This is a genomic window from Abyssisolibacter fermentans, assembly GCF_001559865.1.
Taxonomy (GTDB): Bacteria; Bacillota; Clostridia; order Tissierellales; family MCWD3; genus Abyssisolibacter; species Abyssisolibacter fermentans.
Map to the genome: position 1 here is coordinate 155,675 of NZ_LOHE01000038.1, position 22,744 is coordinate 178,418.

At 29.6% G+C, this 22,744-nt stretch carries 21 protein-coding genes and 1 tRNA gene; 2 read left to right on the plus strand and 20 right to left on the minus strand.

The annotated features are described in order from the left end of the window. Positions 1-2: 2 nt before the first annotated feature. The 5 genes from AYC61_RS05585 to AYC61_RS05605 all read right to left on the minus strand — a co-directional run bounded on the left by AYC61_RS05585 (position 3) and on the right by AYC61_RS05605 (position 4,612). Positions 3-1,286, minus strand: coding sequence for a hypothetical protein (locus AYC61_RS05585; protein ID WP_066497996.1), 1,284 nt, complete (start codon positions 1,284-1,286; stop codon positions 3-5). A gap of 4 nt (positions 1,287-1,290) precedes the next feature. Further along, complete coding sequence (locus AYC61_RS05590) at positions 1,291-2,310, minus strand: ABC transporter permease family protein (protein WP_066497998.1); 1,020 nt, start codon at positions 2,308-2,310, stop codon at positions 1,291-1,293. Between the two features lie 119 nt (positions 2,311-2,429). Then, entirely contained in the window at positions 2,430-2,618 is a 189-nt protein-coding gene (locus tag AYC61_RS05595) for a hypothetical protein (protein ID WP_066498000.1), read from the minus strand. A 106-nt stretch (positions 2,619-2,724) separates the two neighbouring features. Next, complete coding sequence (locus tag AYC61_RS05600) at positions 2,725-3,507, minus strand: GNAT family N-acetyltransferase (protein ID WP_066498006.1); 783 nt, start codon at positions 3,505-3,507, stop codon at positions 2,725-2,727. An 877-nt stretch (positions 3,508-4,384) separates the two neighbouring features. Then, positions 4,385-4,612, minus strand: coding sequence for a hypothetical protein (locus AYC61_RS05605; RefSeq protein ID WP_066498009.1), 228 nt, complete (start codon positions 4,610-4,612; stop codon positions 4,385-4,387). Between the two features lie 215 nt (positions 4,613-4,827). Here AYC61_RS05605 and AYC61_RS05610 point away from each other — a divergent pair, with 215 nt between their 5' ends. After that, positions 4,828-5,253, plus strand: a complete 426-nt coding sequence (locus AYC61_RS05610; protein WP_066498011.1) for a GNAT family N-acetyltransferase — start codon at positions 4,828-4,830, stop codon at positions 5,251-5,253. Between the two features lie 192 nt (positions 5,254-5,445). Here AYC61_RS05610 and AYC61_RS05615 read toward each other — a convergent pair whose 3' ends face one another. The 4 genes from AYC61_RS05615 to AYC61_RS05630 form a co-directional block, all read right to left on the minus strand. After that, complete coding sequence (locus AYC61_RS05615; RefSeq protein ID WP_066498013.1) at positions 5,446-5,781, minus strand: tyrosine-type recombinase/integrase; 336 nt, start codon at positions 5,779-5,781, stop codon at positions 5,446-5,448. Between the two features lie 60 nt (positions 5,782-5,841). Further along, on the minus strand, positions 5,842-7,200 hold the full coding sequence (gene rlmD, locus AYC61_RS05620; RefSeq protein WP_066498016.1) for a 23S rRNA (uracil(1939)-C(5))-methyltransferase RlmD: 1,359 nt from the start codon (positions 7,198-7,200) through the stop codon (positions 5,842-5,844). 184 nt (positions 7,201-7,384) lie between these two features. After that, positions 7,385-7,975 carry a nitroreductase family protein gene (locus AYC61_RS05625; protein ID WP_066498018.1) on the minus strand — a complete coding sequence of 197 codons (591 nt, stop codon included), beginning with the start codon at positions 7,973-7,975 and terminating at the stop codon, positions 7,385-7,387. Between the two features lie 72 nt (positions 7,976-8,047). Beyond that, positions 8,048-8,437 (minus strand): ATP-binding protein, encoded by a 390-nt coding sequence (locus AYC61_RS05630; RefSeq protein ID WP_066498020.1) that lies wholly within the window; start codon positions 8,435-8,437, stop codon positions 8,048-8,050. Positions 8,438-8,611: 174 nt separating this feature from the next. On the opposite strand from AYC61_RS05630, the gene AYC61_RS05635 reads away from it, so the two are divergent. After that, complete coding sequence (locus AYC61_RS05635) at positions 8,612-8,773, plus strand: rubredoxin (RefSeq protein ID WP_066498023.1); 162 nt, start codon at positions 8,612-8,614, stop codon at positions 8,771-8,773. Between the two features lie 109 nt (positions 8,774-8,882). Here AYC61_RS05635 and yihA read toward each other — a convergent pair whose 3' ends face one another. From yihA to AYC61_RS21990, 11 genes are all read right to left on the minus strand, one after another. Then, the gene (yihA, locus tag AYC61_RS05640) at positions 8,883-9,479 is read right to left on the minus strand and encodes a ribosome biogenesis GTP-binding protein YihA/YsxC (protein ID WP_066498030.1); all 597 of its coding nucleotides are present in this window, start codon (positions 9,477-9,479) and stop codon (positions 8,883-8,885) included. Continuing rightward, on the minus strand, positions 9,469-11,805 hold the full coding sequence (lon, locus tag AYC61_RS05645; RefSeq protein ID WP_420806807.1) for an endopeptidase La: 2,337 nt from the start codon (positions 11,803-11,805) through the stop codon (positions 9,469-9,471). The genes yihA and lon overlap by 11 nt, the downstream gene beginning before the upstream one ends. 507 nt (positions 11,806-12,312) lie before the next feature. Beyond that, a complete protein-coding gene (gene clpX / locus AYC61_RS05650; protein ID WP_066498033.1) occupies positions 12,313-13,587 on the minus strand; it encodes an ATP-dependent Clp protease ATP-binding subunit ClpX in 1,275 nt (424 codons plus the stop codon). Positions 13,588-13,608: 21 nt separating this feature from the next. Then, a complete protein-coding gene (clpP, locus tag AYC61_RS05655; protein ID WP_066498037.1) occupies positions 13,609-14,193 on the minus strand; it encodes an ATP-dependent Clp endopeptidase proteolytic subunit ClpP in 585 nt (194 codons plus the stop codon). Positions 14,194-14,245: 52 nt separating this feature from the next. After that, complete coding sequence (gene tig / locus AYC61_RS05660; protein ID WP_066498039.1) at positions 14,246-15,544, minus strand: trigger factor; 1,299 nt, start codon at positions 15,542-15,544, stop codon at positions 14,246-14,248. Between the two features lie 692 nt (positions 15,545-16,236). Continuing rightward, positions 16,237-16,320, minus strand: a tRNA-Leu gene (locus tag AYC61_RS05665). A gap of 214 nt (positions 16,321-16,534) precedes the next feature. After that, a complete protein-coding gene (locus AYC61_RS05670) occupies positions 16,535-17,698 on the minus strand; it encodes a M20 family metallopeptidase (RefSeq protein WP_066498041.1) in 1,164 nt (387 codons plus the stop codon). Positions 17,699-17,780: 82 nt separating this feature from the next. Further along, positions 17,781-18,848 (minus strand): ornithine racemase Orr, encoded by a 1,068-nt coding sequence (gene orr / locus AYC61_RS05675; RefSeq protein WP_066498043.1) that lies wholly within the window; start codon positions 18,846-18,848, stop codon positions 17,781-17,783. Between the two features lie 356 nt (positions 18,849-19,204). Beyond that, a complete protein-coding gene (ppdK, locus tag AYC61_RS05680; protein ID WP_066498045.1) occupies positions 19,205-21,832 on the minus strand; it encodes a pyruvate, phosphate dikinase in 2,628 nt (875 codons plus the stop codon). A 290-nt stretch (positions 21,833-22,122) separates the two neighbouring features. After that, a complete protein-coding gene (locus AYC61_RS05685) occupies positions 22,123-22,317 on the minus strand; it encodes a hypothetical protein (protein WP_066498046.1) in 195 nt (64 codons plus the stop codon). A 44-nt stretch (positions 22,318-22,361) separates the two neighbouring features. Then, complete coding sequence (locus tag AYC61_RS21990) at positions 22,362-22,484, minus strand: hypothetical protein (RefSeq protein ID WP_275935218.1); 123 nt, start codon at positions 22,482-22,484, stop codon at positions 22,362-22,364. Between the last annotated feature and the right edge of the window lie 260 nt (positions 22,485-22,744).

Below are 22,744 nucleotides of genomic sequence, written 5' to 3' on the forward strand. Positions count from 1 at the left end.
TGTTAATCTTCTTTTTGGATAGAAGCATAAATATTACTTTTGTTGAAATAAATATTTAACGCTATACATATTCCAAGCATTATAATTGTTGATAATACTACAGTTTGACTTATTGCCTGTTCAAGTAATGCACCCTCAGATAAATAAATACTATCTTGTCCAAGTAAAATTCTATTGATAAAGGAAGATAATCCAAGTGATAATATAAATTGAATAAATATTTCAAAATATATTCTTAGTTTTAGCCTAAGAAAACTACAACCACAGATTAAGTGAATTGCATACACCTTTTTATTTCTATTGAAATTCCATACATATATGTAAGTGAAAATAACTGATAATATCAAAAATAGAAAAATAGATACAATCAAAAATACTCCTTTGCTTGAATGCATTGTATTTGAAATATTATTAATGTACGGACCAACAAATCCTTCGTTTAAAACATATTTTAGACCTAGCTTATTGCTAATTTCATCTACTTTATATTTATAAGCATAATAATCTTCCCCATCGCTTATCTTTATATATCCCCAGTTTTTCAATGAATATAGTATTTTTTGAAACTTTTCATCTGCCTCATTTTCTGGTTCAAAATGTAACTCCAATGAAGGGATTACTATATATCTATCCAGAAAATGAATCTTGTTATTAATCCCTATGGAGGTATCTTTTTTTAAAAAGCCAATAACCTTTGCGGATATATCTTTCGATAAATAATTAAATTTTATTGTTTCACCTATATTAATTAACTCTGAATATTCATGGCCTAATATAGCCGGAATTATTTTGTTATTAAATATAAAGCCGTTATTTTCAAATCCTTTTCCACTAGCAACCTGATTTTGCAATGAAAAAAAGTCGTAAGCGTTTTTACCTATCTGCACAGATTGCAAAGAGATACCAATATGATCGTTTACTCCAAAAGAAATACTTCCATAATCTTCTCGAAATTCATCTTTATAACTAAAATTATCCTTTAACAGTAATGGCTGTGTATCGAATTCTAAAAAATTAAACTCTTCATTTACAATGTGGGAAAACTCCTTCATTAGTTCCAATGAATTTTTTTGGGAAAAGAATTCTGATAATTTTTTTTGATTCTTTTGATCGTATACATCGGTTACTCGCAAATATATCGATTCAACATTTTTATTATCAAAATCTATTATTTTATGTACTGCCTTATTATAGTTTTTATTAGAAAACATGAATATTGTTGTGGCAATAGTCAAGACACAAAAACATACTACTATGTATATATAATTGTTTTTTTTATATTTCATATATCTACTTCACTCCATTTTTATAAAATAAATTATTTGATACAAGCATGCACACATATATTGCTAAGCAAATAGTAGTTAATATAATTAATGAAAATATAATTAATGAATGAAAATAAAAACCTATGTGAATATTTTGTAAAAAGATATAGTAAATAATTGCGTATATTGTTACTACAAAAGCAGTATTTATCACAGTTATAAAAATAACACTCCTAAGCAAATCAAACAAAATGCTTTTAAAACTTATGCCTATTATTCTTTTAACCTTAATTTCCTCACTATAATAACGTAAGGTAAACATTAAAAGTGTAATCGTAAGTATACTAGCAAAAATAGTTACTAAAATATTTAATATATGTCTATCGACATCATTAAATATATACCTTTCTATGAAGTTATCATTTTCTCTTATTATATCAACATCATATTCTTTTTTTAGGCTATTGACAGCAGTAACTATACTCGAACTTTTTGCGCTATCTATAATAAATCCACGTAATTTAACATCAAATGAATCTAAATTAACAAAAGCAGTATTATCAAGCATATTACTAATATTTGAGGATATATATCCAATGACTTCATAATAATTGTCATAAAATACAAAATATTTTTTGCCATTATTATCCTTAAAGCAATTGTCTGGATTTAAAACATTTTTACCTACAACAGCTTTGAATTCTTTCTTGAAAAAATCATCTTTATTGAAAAACGTTCCTTCTATAAATGAATTTGTTTTACTATCTAAAAAGGAATTTCCACAAATCCCCCATACTCGTAAATCAGGATAATTATAAAGTTCCGATAAAATAGCTATATCAGGATAACGGTTAATTAACTTATGCAAAGGTGGTGTTACATTTCCTTCTTTAAATAAAACCGTAACAGATTTGTCTGATATCAACGAATTAGCTGTTATTATTTGTAAGTTAATAAAATCAGTGTAACTAATATATGATATTAATAATGATTCCAATAATATAATTATTATAGAAAAACCCATAACTAATTTTCTCGTCATACACCCTCATACATCCTTTTTTTATAATAGATATCGTATCATCACCACTTTTTGGAATAAATGATACGATATCCTGTTTATTACATATCAAATTTTACTTCTGTTATATCTATTATCTACTAAAAGCCATAAAAAAGTCTATATGAACTTAAAGCACCTTGTCCAACATTTCCAGTTGATACTTCAACTCTTCCATATCCCCATTTCACTAAAAAAAAACGTCTCAGTGGATGTTTCCCATAAATAAGAAGACTGCCCAAGTTCATACCATCATCAACCTCTTTATACCTCTCTTTAAATGTTACCATATTTTTTTGATTTCACTTCTCCTGCCATAGTTTACTATCTTTGTGGGCTAATCATTGTATATATGTTTTGAAATTTAGTAAGCATACTTAATATTTTTTAATGAGACTAATTAAAGTTTACATGTATAATTCTATGATTGCATATAAATCCAGATTTTTGTAAAGTATTCTTAGATGCTATATTTTTAATATCACAACATGCTAAAGGCTTTAAATTATTATTATAACAATGTTTTTTTAACTTTGTAATAATGTAAGTTCCCATTCCTTTACGTCTATATTCTTCTGCTACAACAACTCCTATATCTGCATAATGTATATTTGAAGCCATTATTCTAAACTCACCTATGCCTAGCAAAGTATCATCATCATATAGCACAAATAATTGATTATTGTTAATTAAACCCTCATAATAACCTTCAAATGCAACATCACATTTGGTTTTTATAGTATTTATATCACTTTTTAATGCTAATCTAAAAGACAAGTTTCTAAACTCAAGCGATTCAGTATTTACATTTTGATTATCAGTAAAGAGATACGTATCTGAATGTACACTTTTTTGATAATCAAGACACACTGATAAGAAATCTGGTTCTTTTGTGGAAACATATGCAGTTTTTACAATGTTATTCTCAATGAAATATTTCAAAATATCCGATGCATATATATAATGCTCTGTTGAAAGATAAAACTGCACTAGAGTTTTATCTTTATCTACAGAGAAATGACCTACTATTGTATCATTGCGAATAATTTCATAACATTCTGAATTATCAATAACTACAGTTTCCCAATATCCATCAATAGGTTCTACCAAAGTCTTAATATACTCTTTTCTTAAGTTATTTCTTTTTTCTGATGATATTATTTTATTTATTTTAATCATACAATTCCCCCCTCATATATCTTGTTAGTGTCAAAGTTTCTGTTAAGAAACTTTGACACTAACCTTTATTTTTCTATATTAAACATTTAATTCAACACATTATATATTTGCCTGACTTACTGACAGGTATTTGGAATAAATTGTTCCAATACTTTGAAAACTATAGAAGCGATTTCAGGATCATCATCAAAAATGTTGATTTGCCTGCAATACTAAATCTCCTTTATTGTATATTTTTTGCAATCATCTTATAAAGTTATCGTTACTCATTCTAAATCATGCCAAATAAATATAGTATAAGGAAATTATACCATTTATACATGCAAAAAGCTATGAATTAGATATTCATAGCCTTTTTACAAAACTATATATTTTTAATATATTTAACATATCCCCTTACATCCTATCAAATACCAACTCTTACTTTAACATCATTAATTTGCTCTTTATTCTTAAAATCATCACCTTTTGAGCTAAAGTTAAAAAGCTGGCAAAGTGCATGAATTCAAGGATTATAAGGTGTCTTTGCGATATAGTCCTACCACCGTCTCCACATGGGTAGAGTAGTCTTTAAAGATACTAACTATAAACATTTATAAATCAATGGTTTGGGTGGTTGTGTTTTGTTTTTTATACTTTTAGTAACATTCAATACTTATACATAATATTCTAACCATATCGATTTATCAGCCCACCACTCTTCCTCTTTTAAAATAAGTTCAAAAAAAGAAAGTCCCTGGTTTTCCTCCAAGTGACTTTCGAATTCTCTGTCTAATTTTCAATAAGAGCACGCAGGGTTCTAACAAGTATATGCTGCTAAATACGCTCTCCCCAATTTTCACGCCAAACTCTATCTTCGATATACTCCTGTAGGGAACTAATTTCTTCTTTTAATCCCATAGACTTTCATTTCTGCGTCTTCGAGTTTATCTTCCGCGACGTCGCGTTCCTCCATTAGAATATCAATCCTAGTAAGTAGGTCTTCGATTTCCTCAGCGAATACGTCACGCTCTGATCTAATAGCTTCGAAGCTTAACTCTTGCTCTTTCTTGCAATCTCTGCAACTCTTAATATTTACACCTAGCTCTATTGTGTTGGTTTTCATATCAACCACCCCCTAAAGGTGTATGTCGGAGAATATACTATAGTATTACTTAGAAATTATTGTATAGTTTGTATAAATTCAGAAGTGTGTGATATAATTTAGATAGTTTTTTGTTACATAATTTATTTGTATTGTGTCAATAAGATATACTGTATTAATAAATAATCGTATTTTTTAAGTACAAAATTTATAAATTATATTGGGGGAAACTAAATATGAAAAATTTTATTATTGAGAAAAGTACAAGAGAAGATTATAGAGTGGTTGATAATGGGATAGTTGAATATAATGCATCTAAAGTTCCATTTACTCAAGAGCCACCTTTTTTACCAATTAATAGGGTTATAAAAGGAATTGACGGGGATATAAGAGCAGGAATAAATAGTATGTTATACTGTTGGAATTGTCTATCTATTGATGTTTTGTGGGTTAAAGAGGAGTTTAGAAAAAATGGGTATGGTTCGGCGCTTTTAAATGAAGTAGAGACAATTGCAAAAGAGAACGGTTGTAAATTAATTCATTTAGATACCTTTGATTTTCAAGCAAAAGATTTTTATCAAAATCATGGATATGAGGTTTTTGGTGTATTAGATGATTGCCCTTCTGAACACAAACATTATTTTATGAAAAAGAATATTTAGTTCAACAGAGTATTATTTACAGAAATAAAGAAAGTAATTAATTGATTCACAATAAAAGAGAATCACGTCTTAAATCTAATAATTTTTAAGAAAAGAAACTGCCTTTATGGTGGTGTCTAATATATTGTTCCCCAAAAAGTAAAAAGAGCAAACCGCTTTAATTTACCACTTGCTCCTAGTTAGTCTTACTTCCTATAGCTCTACATCATTAACATATTTCTTAAGTTCTTCCTTACCTGGCTTAACATAAATTCTAGTTGTGTTTATATCGGAATGACCCGCTAATTCGGCTACAACTTCGATTTGACCCGTGTTGTCCGCTAGTCTTTTACAATAAGTGTGACGTAAAGTGTGAGGGCTGAACTCCACTCCGCTTAACTCACTCAAACGCTTAGTCAGATGTTGAACGGCTCTTTCCGTGATGTGGTCAGCTCTTTCCGTAGTGAATAAGAAAGATTCGTCCGTATATTCATCTCGGCACTCTAGCCATAGTTTGATAAGTCCGACAGTTTTCTCACCAAGAAGCATGTGCGGATAAGGTGACCCTTAAGGTATATTATAGGTTCACCCGAACCGCTTAGCTTCTACTTATTTTTTTACTATCTTTGAAACACACTCTATATGCACCGTCTGCGGAAACATATCCATGCACTTAATTTTATCTATCTTATACCCTGCATCCTTAAACACCTTCAAATCCTCTGCTAATGCTTTTGGGTTACATGATACGTATATTATGTTTTTGCAATTAAAGTTGATTATTTTCTTTATTGCTTTTGGATGGATTCCTGATCTTGGTGGGTCTAGTACTATTATGTCTGGTTTTTGTTTAAGCTCATCTATTTTCTTTAATACGTCTCCTGCTATGAACTTACAGTTGTTTAGATTATTTAGTTTTGTATTCTCGTTTGCTGATTCTACTGCTTCTTCTACTATTTCTATTCCTGTTACTTCTTTGGCTATTGGTGCCATTATTTGTCCTATTGTTCCTGTTCCGCTGTATAAGTCAAATATTACTTTGTCTTTTGTTGAGCCTGCAAAATCTCTAACTATTGAATATAGTTTTTCTGCTCCTAATGAATTTGTTTGGAAGAATGAGAATGCTGTTATTTTGAATTTTAATCCCAGTATCTCTTCTGTTATGTAATCCTGTCCATATATTAATCTTGTTTCATCACTTATCACTGCATCTGCTAGTTGGTCATTTAGTGTGTGTAAAAAGCCTTTTATTTGTCCTTCTAGCTTTAAATTTTTTAATATGTCTACTAGTTCTGTAAAATCAAAATCTAACTGAGTTGTTGTTACTAAATTTATTAAATATTCATTAGTTTTAACTGCTTTTCTTACTACTAAATGTCTTAGATATCCTTTATGTGTCATTTTTTTATAGTAAGGTATTTGTTTCTCTCTAAAATAGTTTAGGAATGTTGTAAGTATTGTTATGAAGTCTTTGTGTACTATTTGGCAATCATCTACTGTTACTATCTCATAGAATTTGCCTCTTCTATGCATTCCTAGCTCAAGCTCTCCATCTTTTACTTCATCTCCAAAAGTAAACTCCATCTTGTTTCTATATGCAAAATCTTTAGGACTTCTTTCTATTCCTAAATATTCATAGTCTGTTATGTCTGCTTCTTTTAATAATCTTTGTACTTGCTCTGATTTGAGCTTTAGTTGGTCTTCATATGCTATTGTTTGGTAACTGCATCCTCCGCATTTGCCAAAGTGTTTACATACTGCTTCGCCTTCGTATGGAGCTTTTTTTATTGTTTCTATAACTTTTGCTTCTATTTGTCTGCCTTTTTTCTTATTTATTCTAGCTTTTACTGTCTGTCCTTTTAATGTATTCTTTATTACTATCTTTTTTCCATCTATTATAGCTATACCCTTGTTAGGAAATTGAACGTCTTGAATCTGCGCTTCTATAACTTCATTTTTCTTTACCATTTTTGCCTCCTCTGTGAGCTTACTCATGTAATATCTTTATAATTATAGCATATTTATAGCATTACCTGTAAAAACATTTTATTTAATACTTTTTCTTTTATTAGCTTACAAAAATCTAATCTCCTACTCTCTTCGCTTCAAGGACATCAAGTCATAAATTTGAAAAAAGCCGAGCTAACTCGACTTATTCAAATCCCATCCATGTTGTTTTATGATCCAAGTCTTCATCTTTTCTAGCTGGAGGCTTTGGTGTATCAGCTGGATATCCTATTGGGATTATTGCAGCTATTTTATGATTTTTAGGTATCTTTAATATACTTCTTGTTCTTGGATCATGTGTAGCGTGTCCTGCTATCCATACTGTTCCTAAGCCTTCATCTAATGCAACTAAACATAAGTTTTGCACTGCTGCACATGTAGCCATTAGTGCTTCTTCTGATCTGTTTTCATCATTTTCGAAAAACTCGTATATCACTACTATCTGGACAGGTGCTCCTCCAAAGTCCTTTGAATAATCCATTATTTCTGATTTGTTTTCATCTGCTATATAATCAGCTCTTGGTACATATTCTTGAGCCCATTCATAATATATACTACTAACCTTTTTTGAATAATCGCCTTTAATTACTATGAATTTCCATGGCTGGCTGTTTGCATTTGATGGAGCCCAATTTGCTGCTTGTAAGACCTTCTCTATTTTTTCCCTTGAAACTTCATCTCTTTTATAATTCCTAATACTTCTTCTTTCTTTTACTGCCTGTAATATATTTCCCATTTATAACAACCTCTCTAAATGATTTATATAATTATTTTCTCAAATATAAATAAAAATATTACAGACAAATAATTATTTAATATATTTTATTGAAACAGCCTTATTCTTATCAACGCTAAATTCATCACTCAAGCCTTTTACTAGTACTAATCCTCGTCCGCAATCTTTTAAATCCAATGGATTATATTCTTTGTTGCGACATTTTATACCTGTTCCTTCATCACAAACTTCTATTTTTACAAAGTCATCTGTTATTTCTATTCTAATCTTTATTTTTTTTTCTTCTTTAAATTCATTACCATGTTTTACTCCGTTATAGACTAACTCATCTAATATCAATCTAATATCAAATAGTACAGCTTCATCAGGTATTATTCTTTTTACTCTATCCATTATACACTTTAATATACCTCTGGCATTTTCTATTGAGCTACAGACACTTTCATCGATTAAATAATACACTGCTTTCACCTCTTTTTATTGATATTTTATATCTTTTTATATATTACCCATACAAATCTATTTTAAATCAATATATTTTTATAATTAATGTTTAGAAAATTAAAATAAGGGTTAATAATATTATATATGAAAACATCATTTTGATGCTTTAATTTTTAAATAGGAGGAAACATTATGGGAAAATATGTATGTATGCCATGTGGTTGGGTTTATGATCCTTCTATTGGCGATCCAGATTCAGATATTGATGCTGGTGTACCTTTTGAAGAATTACCTGATGATTATGTTTGTCCAGTATGTGGTGCAGGTAAAGAAATGTTTGAACCAAAAGAATAATTTATATAGAATTTGTAAGAAAGAAATCCTAGCTATGAGGATTTCTTTTTCTATCTGCTTAAATTATTTGTATAATGTTTGGCATTATACAAATAATTAAGGTTAATATTTATTCTTCTTCATAATCTAATATATTCTCAATCAATTCCCAAGCTTTATCAACATTCAATTTCTTAGATGCAGAAAAAGGTAATACTAAGCTTCTGTCTTTAATCTCTAGTTTCTTCATTATTGCACTGGTATGCTTATGCCAGGCACCTTTTGACATCTTGTCTGCTTTTGTAGCTATTATATATCCTTTAAAACCTATTTTTTTAATCCACTCATACATCATTCTGTCATGTTCTCCCGGTTCATGACGAATATCCAAAAGTAATATTATCTCTTTTAATGATTCACGTGAGCTCAAATAAGTTTCAATCATTTTTCCCCAAGCTTCTCTTTGTGTTCTAGACACTCTTGCATAACCATATCCGGGTAAATCTACGAATCTAAATTCATCATTTATATTATAGAAATTTATAGTTTGAGTTTTCCCTGGCTGACCACTTGTTCTAGCTAATTTCTTTCTGTTTAGTAATGTATTAATAAATGATGATTTTCCTACATTCGACCTTCCTGCTAATGCTATCTCAAATACACCTTCTTCGGGGTACTGCTCTTTTCTTCCTGTTACAGCTAAAAGTTCTGCTTTTTTAATTTTCATTTTTATTCTCCCTTAGTAACACCTCTTCTAAAACTTCTTTTACATCCTTTACAAATACAAATTTCATACTTCTTTTTACGTTTGATTCTAATTCTTCCATGTCTTTTTTGTTATCCCAAGGTAATAGTACCTTTTTTATACCTGCTCTCTTAGCAGCGAGTACTTTTTCTTTTACGCCACCTATTGGTAACACTCTTCCTCTTAGAGTGATTTCTCCTGTCATTGCTACTGTACTATCTACTGGTATCTTCGCAAGTGCTGATAGTACTGCGGTTGCAATTGTTATACCTGCTGAAGGTCCGTCTTTTGGAATTGCACCTTCTGGAACATGTATATGAATATCCATTTCATCATAAAAATCATTTTCTATATCGTATTCTTCTGCTATAGTACGAATATATGTTATTCCTGTCATAGCTGATTCTTTCATTACATCTCCAAGCTGACCTGTTAATTGAACCTTTCCTTTACCCTTCATGACACTTACTTCTATATTTAATGTTACTCCACCAACTGATGTCCACGCCAATCCATTTACTATCCCAATTTTAGGTTCTGTATCAGCTTTTTCATATGAATACTTTTGCATTCCAAGGTATTTGCTTACATTTCCAGTAGTTATTTTAACATTGTCAATTTTTTCTTCTACAATTCTTTTAGCTGCTTTTCTCATAACATTTGCTATCTGTCTTTCAAGTCCTCTAACACCTGATTCTCTAGTATAGCTTGTTATTATTTCCATAGTAGCTTTGTCTGAAATAGTTATATTTTCTTCTGTTAATCCATGAGCCTTTCTTTGCTTTGGTATTAAGTATCTCTTTGTTATCTCAAACTTTTCATCTTCTGTATAACTAGTTACGTGTATTACTTCCATTCTATCTAATAAAGGTCTTGGAATTGTTGATAATGAATTTGCTGTTGTAATAAACATAACCTTTGACAAATCAAAAGGAACCTCTAAGAAATGATCTGTAAATGTATTGTTTTGTTCTGGATCTAATACTTCTAGTAATGCTGATGCTGGGTCACCTTTAAAATCACTATTTATTTTATCTATTTCATCGAATAAAAACACTGGATTTTGAGATTGAGCTTTTTTTAATGATGATATTATTCTACCAGGTATAGCTCCAACATACGTTCTTCTATGACCTCTAATCTCTGCTTCATCTCTCATCCCACCAAGTGACATTCTAACAAATTTTCTTCCTAATGCTCTGGCTATAGACTTTGCTATAGACGTTTTACCAACTCCCGGAGGACCTACTAAACATAATATTGGACCTTTCATGCTATTTGAAAGCTTTCTTATAGCTAAAAACTCAAGTATTCTTTCTTTTACATCTTTTAGTCCATAATGATCTGTATCTAAAATTTCTCTAGATTTTTTCAAATTCACTCTATCTTTAGTTTGTTTTCCCCAAGGTAATTCTATCAACCATTCAACATAATTTCTTATTACACCTGACTCTGATGATGAAGGTGACATTTTTAATAGTCTATTTGCTTCTTTTTTTGCCTTATCTTTAATATCTTTAGGCATTTTGCTTTTATCAATTTTTTCTAAGTATTCTTCAACTTCCTGCTCTATATCTTCATCTTCACCTAACTCTTTATATATTGCTTTTATCTGTTCTTTTAGATAATATTCTTTTTGAACTTTGTTTATTTGACTTTTTACTCTCTCTGCTATTTGTTCTTCTATTTTTAAAACATCAAGTTCTTCTTCTAGTAACACATTTATTAATTCCAATCTCTTGTATGGATTAAATGCTTCTAGTATTCTTTGTTTATTTTCAGGTTTTAGAAATAAATATGATGAAATTACATCAGCAAATCTACCTGCTTCTTTAATTTCTGAAATAGTAACAACTACATCAGAAGCAATATTATTTTCAAGCTTTACATATTCATTGAAATTTTCCATTACTAACCGCATCATAGCTTCTATGCTTTTATCATCTTTAATGTTTAGTTCATATACATATTCTTCTATTTCCACTTCAAAAAATGGCTCTTCTCTTATAATTTCTCTAATTTTACCTCTATTAATTCCTTCAACTAAAACTCTTATAGTATCTCCCGGAAGCTTTAACATTTGTTTTATTTTACATACAGTTCCGACTTCGTAAAAATCCTCTGCTGTAGGTATATCTGTATTAGCTTTTTTTTGAGTTGTTAAAAAAATCAGAGAATCATTTACCATTGCTTCTTCTAAAGCTTTTATTGATTTATCTCTACCTACGTCAAAATGTACTATCATATATGGAAATATTGAAATTCCTCTAAGCGGAATCAATGGTATTGTTCTTTTTTGACACTTTATTATATATTTATCCTTTGACATTATAACAGCTCCTTTGTCAGGTTTAAACCAAGTACTAATTAATATTATAACCAAAACTTACTAATCTATTTTTGCTCAATTTCTTTATTAATTTTATTCTATTCATAACACTAAAGTCAATGAATATTATATCCATAATTATGGTTATTGTACAATATATATATAATATATTACTTTTTATTGCAATTAATTTCAATAGTTTGTTATATATTTTTACCAAAGTATGTACATATTAAATAACAAAGTCTTCTATAAAATTTTGAAAATAGACTTTGCCTTACATATAAAAGCAATCTTAAAAATTTATAATTTCCTATATGAAGAATGGGGTGCCTCAAAATGACGAATTTCTGCATTATTGAAATATCTCCCAACTAATCAGTACAATAAATACAGTCTTATCCATGAGAATTCCAATGCCTAGAACTTCATTCATTCTGAAACACCCCTAAAGGAATTGCCTTTTAACTATTTAGACAGTTCCTTTTAGGAAGCTGTTTCTTCCTTATTATTTTTAGTTTTTGATAATTTATTCTTTCTCTTAAGAACAAGTGTTGGATCAGATCCATTAGAAATAGTTTCTTTAGTAATTATGCATTTTTTGATATCCTCTCTTGATGGTATATCATACATAATATTTATCATAACTTCTTCTATTATCCCTCTTAATCCTCTTGCTCCAGTATCTCTATCTATAGCTTTTTGAGCAATTACTTCTAAAGCTTCATCTTCAAATTCCAATTCAACACCATCCATTTTAAATAACTCTTTATATTGTTTAACAAGAGCATTCTTTGGCTTAGTTAAAATGTCAACTAAAGTTTCTTTGTCCAACTTCTCTAATGTCACTATAACTGGAAGTCTACCAACAAACTCTGGAATAAGACCATATTTTAATAAATCTTCTGGATGAATCTGTTTTAACAGTTCTCCTATATTATTAATCTTTTTGCTTTGTAATTTAGCTCCAAAACCAATTCCTTTTTCACCAATTCTCTTTTGAATAATCTTTTCTACTCCGCCAAATGCGCCACCTACTATGAAGAGGATATTAGTTGTATCTATCTGTATAAATTCTTGGTGCGGATGCTTTCTTCCTCCTTGTGGAGGTACACTAGCTATAGTTCCTTCTAATATTTTCAATAAAGCTTGTTGTACACCTTCACCACTAACATCTCTTGTTATAGACGGATTGTCGGATTTTCTAGCAATTTTATCAATCTCATCAATATAGATAATTCCTTTTTCAGCTTTTTCTATATCATAATCAGCAGATTGAATTAACTTTAATAAAATGTTTTCTACATCTTCTCCTACATATCCAGCTTCAGTTAATGAAGTTGCATCTGCTATAGCAAATGGTACATTTAATATCTTTGCTAAAGTTTGAGCTAGTAATGTCTTACCTGAACCAGTTGGACCAAGCATAACAATATTACTTTTTTGCAATTCAACATCATCATTTGAAACTTTCTTATTTATTCTCTTGTAATGATTATAGACAGCCACTGCTAATGCCTTTTTTGCTCTGTCTTGCTTAATTACATATTCATCTAAAACATCTTTTATTTCTATAGGTTTTAGTAAATCATTCATTTCAAAATTTGTTGCATCATCAAATTCTTCATCTATTATTTCTTGACATAGCATTATACATTCATCACAAATATACACATTGGGTCCTGCTATTAGTCTCCTAACTTGATCTTGTGATTTACCACAAAAAGAACATTTCAGTTGCTTATCATTATATTTTGACATTATGTCACCTCTTTCAATACGTTATTTTCTAGAAGTGATTACCTTATCTATCAGTCCATATTCTTTGGCTTCTTCTGCAGACATAAAATTATCTCTATCTGTATCTCTTTGGATTGTCTCAAGAGATTGACCTGTTCTTTCACTCAATATTTCATTTAATGTCTTTCTAGCATTAATAATTCTTTCTGCATGGATTCTTATATCTTCTGCTTGACCTTTTGTACCACCTAGAGGTTGATGTATCATGATTTCTGCATTTGGAAGAGCATATCTCTTTCCTTTTTCTCCAGCGGCTAACAAGAATGCACCCATACTTGCACACATACCAATACATATAGTTGATACATCTGGTTTAATGTACTGCATTGTATCATATATTGCCATACCTGAAGTTATTGATCCTCCAGGACTGTTAATATATAATTGAATATCTTTGTCAGGATCTTCAGCTTCTAAAAATAATAACTGTGCAACTACTAAACTAGCTGTAGCATCATTTACTTCGTCACTTAAAAATATTATCCTATCTTTTAAAAGTCTAGAAAAAATATCGTAAGACCTTTCTCCCCTATTTGTCTGTTCTACAACAACAGGTACTAATGCCATAAAAATCCCCTCCTATATTTTACAGCAGATTTAATACCAAAAATCTTTATTCTTATTTATCTGCCTTAGTAAACTTAGCATTTTCTACTAAAAAATCAACTGTCTTGCTTTTAATTATACCCAATTTGATATATTCTAAATCTTCTTCTTTAATATTTTTCTTAAATTTATCAAGTTCCTGATTGTACTGTTTTGCCATTTTTTCAAGTTCTTTATTTAATTCTTCATCAGTCGCTGAAATTCCTTCTTGTTTAGATATTTCTTCTAGTACAAGCTCTGTTTTAACAATTTGCTTAGCATTTGGCTCCATTTTTTCTCTTATATCTTCCATAGAACCATTTGTAAATTGTAGATATTTCTCAACATCTAATCCTTGCATTCTTAATCTGTAATCTAACTCTCTTATTTCCATATTAACTTGGCTTTCTACCATAGCCTTAGGTATATCAATTTCAACCTTATCAACAACATTTTTTACGACACTGCTTTCAGTTTCAGTCTTTGATTTTCTATCTGCTTGCTCTTGAAGTCTTTTTTTAACATCTTCTTTAAGCTCTGCTAAAGTATCAAACTCACTCACATCTTTAGCAAATTCATCATCAAGCTCTGGTAACTCTTTTTCTTTAATTTCATGTATTTTAACTTTAAATAATGCTTCTTTTCCAGCTAAATCTTCTGCTTGATAATCCTCAGGGAAATTAACATTTACATCAACTTCATCTTCTTTGTTCTTTCCTATTAATTGCTCTTCAAATCCAGGAATAAATGCACCTGAACCTATAGTTAATGAATGATTTTTTGCAGTTCCACCTTCAAATTGCTCTCCGTCAATATACCCTTCAAAATCAATTATTACAATATCTCCATCTTTAACTTGTCTTTCTTCAACTTCGATTATTCTTGCATTTTGCTCTTGCATTTTTTTAATATCATTGTCAATATCTTCATCTGTTACAGTATACTCAAACTTTTCTGCCTCTATTCCTTTATAATCATTTAATTTGACTTCAGGCTTTACTACTACATCAACTATGAATTCTACAGGCTCACCTTTTTTAATTTCTTCAAAATCAATTGATGGTCTATCTACTGGTTCTAAGTCATGTTCTTCTACTGCATTATCATATGCATCTGGTAAAACAAAGTTGATTGCATCTTCATAGAATACTTCAATTCCATACATCTTTTCTATGATTTGTCTTGGTACTTTACCTTTTCTGAAACCATTTACATTGAATTTTTTTCTGTTTTTTAAATATGCTTTTTGAATGTTTTTTTCAAATTCATCCCACTCTACCATAATATTAAGAGTAACTGTATTGTTTTCTTTTTTTGCAATTTTTGAACTCATAATAGCTCCTCCTCCTGCGTTTTTTATTCTTTTAATTAATTACGAACGCATCATATTTATACTTCTATTAGTATATTCAAATAGCTTATACAATGTCATTTATATTAAACATAGTATAAGTTCTATTAATTATAATATAGAATCATCATAAAACTTCAAGATTTATTAGTAGAAATCATCAATAAAATTTTTTATGTATTGTAAACCCATATTATTCTTTAATAATTAAGTATAGATTAACTCAAACTCATTTCTTTATCTAAGTAAGCTATTAACTTAAATTTAAAAATAAGGGATAAAATCAACCATTACATTATATCATAAAAATTTTTTCTATCCAACAACCATTAACTACTATATATGAAGTATTTTATTATTTTTAAAACAAAATCTTCTAAGGAAGATTAAAATCAGTTCTTGACATAAATATCTACAATAATTACAAATTATTTACAGTTTTAAAGTCTATAATTACCTATATATTTAATATAGACCAAAAAACGCTATCAATATGTGTATATCCTTAATCTATTTACTTTATACATTAAAAAAGTCTCCTTTAGTAATATATAAAAGATGACTTAAAAGTAACACTACAAATGTAAACCAAAATTTCTCAATATACACATTACATATATTCTCTGTATATTAGAAAAAAAGCCCATGGTATAACCATTGGCTTTAAAATGTTATGGTGCGGGAGAAGGGACTCGAACCCCCACGCTTTTGGCACTAGATCCTAAGTCTAGCGCGTCTGCCAATTCCGCCACTCCCGCGAAAATTATTGTTTGCCAATACTGACAATGAATATTATACGTTTATTTATATGCTTTGTCAATAGTTTTTTTATATTTTTTCATTTTTTTTCATTTTTTTTGAAAATATTTTATCCTACTCACTTGTTCCTATCAGTAAGCTTAAATTGTAACTCATTTTCATTCGTAGGAATAAGTGAATTCACAAAAAATAATAGTTCTCTGTTCTCTACGCTTACTTATGTGCATTAACAAATTCATTTTTTATATCAGCTAGTAACTGCTTGTCCTTTATTATATCAACAGCAACTAAAACTAATGCTCCTATAGTCTTACACATTTGTTCATAAGCATATGTAGATACTGCAGCTTTTGCAAATTCTACCGTATGTCCTACAACTTTCCTTGGACTAATGCTGAAATATGGATGAATTGTTGGACATACATGACTTACATTACCTGCATCTATTGAACCAAATCCTTCCTTAGGTTCAAAAATATTTTTTATACCCATATCTTTAATTTTTTCTTCAAACAAATTATTTAATATATTATTTGTTACTAGATTATCATATGATGCTTCATAGTTTGTTATTTCTAATTCAGTACCAGCAGCTAATGAAGCTCCTCTTGCACAGTTTTTGACTTTTTCTACTAACTTAGTTAAATACGTTTTAGTTGTAGCTCTTACATAAAATTGTGCTATTGCTAAATCAGGCACTATATTTGCTGCCTTTCCGCCCTCTTTAATAATACCATGTATTCTCGAATCATACTTTATATGCTCTCTCAAAGCGTTTATATTATTAAATGTATTTATAGCTGCATCTAATGCATTAATCCCTTCTTCAGGTTCTGAAGCAGCATGTGCAGTCTTCCCCTTAAATGTAAACTCAATAGCCTCCATTGCTAATGATTTACCGCTTTTATAGTACTCATCAGCAGGATGTGCCATAAGCACTATATCTACTTCATCAAAAGCTCCATTATTAGCCATATCAACCTTAGCACCGTTAGTCTCTTCTGCCGGTGTACCAAACACTATAACTTTTCCTCCAAGTTCATCAATAAGTTTACTGAGAACTATTCCTGAGCCTGTACTAGTCGTTCCTAATATATTATGTCCACACCCATGACCTATCCCTGGAAGTGCATCATACTCAGCTAAATATGCAATAGTTGGCCCTTTTTTATTACTATTATATACTGCCTTAAATGCTGTTTGCATATCTAAATAATTGTCTTCTATTTCAAATCCATACTTTGATAATATATCTTTATGCGCTTTGCAGGATTTAAATTCTTCATGCCCAAATTCCGGATTAGCGTGAATATAATTACTTAACTCAATAAGTTCATTTTTGAACTCTCTAATATATTTTTGAACAGTAGCTTTCAAAATTACCCCTCCTTGCTTCCATAAACCATTTTCTTATTATTTTACCACAACAAGCTTATAAAACCTACTTTAGCCTATGAATTTACTGTATGAATTTCTTATACACATATTCTGATGTCATAGCATTTAATAGTGCTACATAATCCAATATAAAGCTTACTTCGTCTCCTACCTTTAAATCATCTTTAGCATCTGTTATATCGAGTATTAGATGGTCACTACTTGCTCCAAGTACTAATATACCTTTGTCATCAGGTTGCATCCATTCAATATCTGTATCTTGTCTTCCTATAGCACATATAGCTTTTTTTCTTATACCTCTATCTTTAAAAAATGGTTTATTTCCAAAAGAATCTAAGCCGATTTCTCCTATAGGAACTGAAGGTTTGTTCTTCACTTCTACTATTTCAACCTTTAATCTAAACACATCATTGTAAGTATTTTTTATCCACCTGTCAAAAACCTCATCATGCCCTACCAATATAACTGTACCTAGTCTTAAGTGGTTTATTTCTCGTGGCATTTTCCCATCCATCACCAATTGAAAGCTTGTTGAATTTCCTCCTGATAATATTTCTAATTTAATTTTAAATTTATCTTCAATTTTCTTTTTTATTTCTATAAGTCTATTTAGATTTTCAGCTGTTGGTATCACTCCCCCAAAACAAGAAAGGTTAGTACCTATACCTAAAAGATTAATACCTTCTAATTTTAATATTATATCAATATCGTCATATATTTCATTTTCATCAAAAATGCCTTCTCTTAAATCTCCTAAATCTATCATCAAAATTATATTATGAATTTTATTTTGTTTTATTGCTTGATTAGACAGCTCCTTTATTGTCTCTATTTCAGAATTTAGAGATACATCTGTTAATTCAACTACCTTATTTGCTATACTTTTCATAGGTATTCTCAACAACAGCTTCATAACATCAAAATCTTTTATTTTTTCAAGATTTTCTATTCTAGAATCAGCTAGAACTTCAATTCCTCCTTCTATCATAGCTTGAGCTAAGTATTTATTGCCACAAAATCCTTTAGTAACTCCAGCTATACTTATGCCTTGCTTGCTACACATTTTTTTTATTGTCTCTGCATTGTGTTTTAATTTCGACAAATTTATTTCAACTAAAGGATATTTCATATACATTCACCTCTTTTTAAAAAAATCACTAACCTTGTCTGTTCTTTATCTATTAATACTTTAAAATTAATGTATAAATATTAATTGAATTTCAAACTTGAATATGTTATTAATAGACACTATTTTCTATTTTGTACGCCATAAATTGCGCATATATATACAAGTATATTGCATATATTATCACCGTAAAGTATGAAAGTCAAGCTGTATTTTTTAGGATTTTTTTATTATGTTAATGTATATAATTTATGAAAAATATATATGCCAAATTCACTACTAGAATTTTTCTCAAAACGTTAAAAAAGCGAGTCATAAGACTCACTTTTTTAAACGCATCTATTTATATACAATAATTTTTAATTATTCTTTTTTATTACTGCCTGAGCAGCTGCTAATCTTGCTATTGGCACTCTATATGGCGAGCAAGAAACATAATCTAATCCAACCTCTTCGCAAAATTCTATTGATTTAGGATCTCCACCATGTTCTCCACAAATACCTAACTTTAAGTTTTCTTTTTCTAATCTTCCCAATTTGGATGCTGTTCTTACTAAACTGCCTACACCTTTAACATCTATAGTTGTAAAAGGATCATTTTCAAATATTTCTTTGTTTTTATACTCATCAATAAATTTACCAGCATCATCTCTAGAGAAACCAAATGTCATCTGTGTTAAATCATTTGTACCAAATGAGAAGAAATCTGCATACCTTGCTACTTCATCAGCAGTCAAAGCCGCTCTAGGTATTTCTATCATAGTTCCTATATAATACTGTAATTCACATGAATTTTCTTTTAATGTTTGTTTTGCAGTGTCATCAACAAGCTTTCTTAATATTTCAAGTTCTTTTGCATGACCTACCAACGGTATCATAATCTCTGGTTTTATATTTAATCCATCTTGTTTTGATACCTCTATCGCAGCTGTTATTACAGCTTTAGCTTGCATTTGGTATATCTCAGGGTAAGTTATTGCTAATCTACAACCTCTATGACCCAACATTGGATTAAATTCTTTTAAATCTAGTACTTTATCTTTTAATTTTTGAAAAGCTATATTCATATTATCTGCTAATACTTTGATATCGTCATCATTTTGTGGTAAAAATTCATGTAATGGTGGATCTAACAATCTTATTGTCACAGGTCTTTCACCCATAGCTCTGAATATACCTACAAAATCTTCTTTTTGGAAATCGAATAATCTATCAAGTGCTTTTATTCTATCTTCTTTTGTATCTGATACTATCATCTGTCTCATAATAGGTATTCTAGCCTCAGCAAAGAACATATGCTCTGTTCTACATAATCCAATACCTTCTGCTCCAAAATCAACAGCAGTTTTAGCATCTCTTGGTGTATCTGCATTAGTTCTAATTTTTAATCTTCTAACTTCATCTGCCCATTGCATTATCTTCCCAAAATTGCCTGAAAGCTCTATTGCTTTAGTTTTAATGATCCCTTTGTATACATTACCTGTATTACCGTCTAATGATATATATTCTCCTTCTTTTATAATTTCATCATTAACTTTAAGAATCTTTCTTTCTTCATCTATTTTTAATTCACCACAACCAGCTACACAGCATTTACCCATTCCTCTAGCAACTACAGCTGCATGTGATGTCATTCCTCCTCTAGCAGTAAGAATACCTTGAGACATATTCATACCCTCGATATCTTCTGGAGAAGTCTCTATTCTAACCAATATTGTTTTTTCACCATTGCTAGCAGCCTGTGCAGAGTGTTCTGATGAAAAATATACTTTTCCTGATGCAGCTCCCGGTGATGCAGGTAAACCTTTAGCTAATTTATTTGCTTTATTTAGCTCATCCTCGTCAAATACAGGGTGTAGAAGTTGGTTGATTTGCATTGGATCTATCCTCATCAATGCTTCTTCTTTAGTTATTTTACCTTCGGCTACTAAATCAACTGCTACCTTTATCGCTGCCGTTGCAGTTCTTTTACCTGTTCTTGTTTGTAATAAATATAAATTACCTTTTTCAAATGTAAATTCTATATCTTGCATATCTCTATAATGCATTTCCAATTTAGCTGCTATTTCCATGAATTGATTATATATTTTTCCTGACATGAAATCTTTTAATTGATCAATAGATTGAGGAGTTCTTATCCCTGCAACCACATCTTCACCTTGAGCATTTAATAAATATTCTCCAAATACTTTGTTTTCTCCTGTAGCAGGATTTCTTGTAAATGCAACACCTGTACCTGATGTTTCTCCCATATTACCAAAAACCATGGATTGCACATTTACAGCAGTTCCTAAATCATGTGGTATATCATTTATATTTCTATATATTATTGCTCTTTGATTATTCCATGAATCAAACACAGCTCTAACTGACATAAGTAGTTGTTTTTTAGGCTCATTTGGGAAATTTATCCCTGCTTGTCTTTTAATAATATTCTTATATTTTTTAATCATATCCTTTAATGCATCTACCGTTAATTCAGTATCGCTACTTGCATTTATTTTTCTCTTTATTTCATCTAATACTCTATCAAATTCATATTTTGGTATGTGTAAAACTACATCACCAAACATTTGAATAAATCTTCTATAACTATCATAAGCAAATCTTTCGTTATTAGTAAGTTCAGCTAGTCCCTTAACAGTATCATCATTTAAACCTAAATTCAAAACTGTATCCATCATTCCAGGCATAGATATAACAGCACCTGATCTAACTGAAACTAACAAAGGATTTTCAATACTACCAAATGTTTTGCCTGTTTTTTTCTCTAAATCTTCTAAAAAATTAAATATTTCACTTTCCATTTCCGATCCTAAATTTTTGTTGTTTTCATAATAAGCATTACATGCTTGAGTTGTAATTGTAAAACCTAAAGGTACAGGTAAGCCAATTTTCTTCATTTCCGCTAAATTAGCTCCTTTACCTCCTAAAAGTGGCTTCATATCTTTATTTCCTTCTTCAAAAGAATAAACAAACTTAGTCATGCTACTTGTTCTCCCCTTTTTAAAATATTTATATACAATATATAGTATGTCATATTTAATCAACCGTGTATCTTATTACATTAATCAGTATAGCTCATTTGATATTTGTTGTCAATATACTTATAATATATTTAAATTTTCCTCTAATTGCTCATGTAACAACAGATAATATGCTGTATATTTCTGAATATCTTATACACTGAAAAATACAACAGAACATTTGAATTTTATAAACATATTAAGTAAATATCTACGCTTTAGTATTCCCATAATTCCAATAAATACCCATCTTAATTCAGATGAGTATTTATATTCTCTACTATAAATTTATATAATCCGTAACATAATATTGTAAAAATCATATTAAATAAAATAGGGTTGCATGATGATAAAAAGTTTTGAATTTCAGGAAAAATACTATTTCCATACATACCTATTAATAATATTAATACCTTTTCAACGCCGTCTGATCTTTGTTTTTTCATATTCTACCCCCTATAATTCCTTTGGTGGTAAGAAACAGCTCAGCTTAAAATATATTTGAAGATGTATTAATTGCACATTGAAGATATCTGCTGAAACAGCCCCTTAACTTCCAAATATGATTTATATTAATATCCTCTAATTCTGACTTATTAACTATATCACTCATAGTAGTTACCCCCTTATTTTTTATTATATTAACTATATAGTATGTCATATTTAATATATAGTGTATCACATTGTATTAATTAGTATAGCTCATTTGTTTTTTACTGTCAATAAGTAATTTTATTTTTTTCTTAATTTGGTAAATTATTGTGTAAATGTATTACTCTCTATGCAATGATTGATTTTGCACTATCCTAATGATATATTATGTATATAATATAAGCGAAATTTAAAATGACCACAGTTTAATATAAAGGAGAT

What these genes read in the sequence shown, in the direction of transcription:
- AYC61_RS05585 (WP_066497996.1), bottom strand. Translation starts at nt 1,286, where the DNA reads ATGAAATATAAAAAAAACAATTATATATACATAGTAGTATGTTTTTGT.
- AYC61_RS05590 (WP_066497998.1), bottom strand. Translation starts at nt 2,310, where the DNA reads ATGACGAGAAAATTAGTTATGGGTTTTTCTATAATAATTATATTATTG.
- AYC61_RS05595 (WP_066498000.1), bottom strand. Translation starts at nt 2,618, where the DNA reads ATGGTAACATTTAAAGAGAGGTATAAAGAGGTTGATGATGGTATGAAC.
- AYC61_RS05600 (WP_066498006.1), bottom strand. Translation starts at nt 3,507, where the DNA reads ATGATTAAAATAAATAAAATAATATCATCAGAAAAAAGAAATAACTTA.
- AYC61_RS05605 (WP_066498009.1), bottom strand. Translation starts at nt 4,612, where the DNA reads ATGAAAACCAACACAATAGAGCTAGGTGTAAATATTAAGAGTTGCAGA.
- AYC61_RS05610 (WP_066498011.1), top strand. Translation starts at nt 4,828, where the DNA reads ATGAAAAATTTTATTATTGAGAAAAGTACAAGAGAAGATTATAGAGTG.
- AYC61_RS05615 (WP_066498013.1), bottom strand. Translation starts at nt 5,781, where the DNA reads ATGCTTCTTGGTGAGAAAACTGTCGGACTTATCAAACTATGGCTAGAG.
- rlmD (WP_066498016.1), bottom strand. Translation starts at nt 7,200, where the DNA reads ATGGTAAAGAAAAATGAAGTTATAGAAGCGCAGATTCAAGACGTTCAA.
- AYC61_RS05625 (WP_066498018.1), bottom strand. Translation starts at nt 7,975, where the DNA reads ATGGGAAATATATTACAGGCAGTAAAAGAAAGAAGAAGTATTAGGAAT.
- AYC61_RS05635 (WP_066498023.1), top strand. Translation starts at nt 8,612, where the DNA reads ATGGGAAAATATGTATGTATGCCATGTGGTTGGGTTTATGATCCTTCT.
- yihA (WP_066498030.1), bottom strand. Translation starts at nt 9,479, where the DNA reads ATGAAAATTAAAAAAGCAGAACTTTTAGCTGTAACAGGAAGAAAAGAG.
- clpX (WP_066498033.1), bottom strand. Translation starts at nt 13,587, where the DNA reads ATGTCAAAATATAATGATAAGCAACTGAAATGTTCTTTTTGTGGTAAA.
- clpP (WP_066498037.1), bottom strand. Translation starts at nt 14,193, where the DNA reads ATGGCATTAGTACCTGTTGTTGTAGAACAGACAAATAGGGGAGAAAGG.
- tig (WP_066498039.1), bottom strand. Translation starts at nt 15,544, where the DNA reads ATGAGTTCAAAAATTGCAAAAAAAGAAAACAATACAGTTACTCTTAAT.
- orr (WP_066498043.1), bottom strand. Translation starts at nt 18,848, where the DNA reads ATGAAATATCCTTTAGTTGAAATAAATTTGTCGAAATTAAAACACAAT.
- ppdK (WP_066498045.1), bottom strand. Translation starts at nt 21,832, where the DNA reads ATGACTAAGTTTGTTTATTCTTTTGAAGAAGGAAATAAAGATATGAAG.
- AYC61_RS05685 (WP_066498046.1), bottom strand. Translation starts at nt 22,317, where the DNA reads ATGAAAAAACAAAGATCAGACGGCGTTGAAAAGGTATTAATATTATTA.
- AYC61_RS21990 (WP_275935218.1), bottom strand. Translation starts at nt 22,484, where the DNA reads ATGAGTGATATAGTTAATAAGTCAGAATTAGAGGATATTAATATAAAT.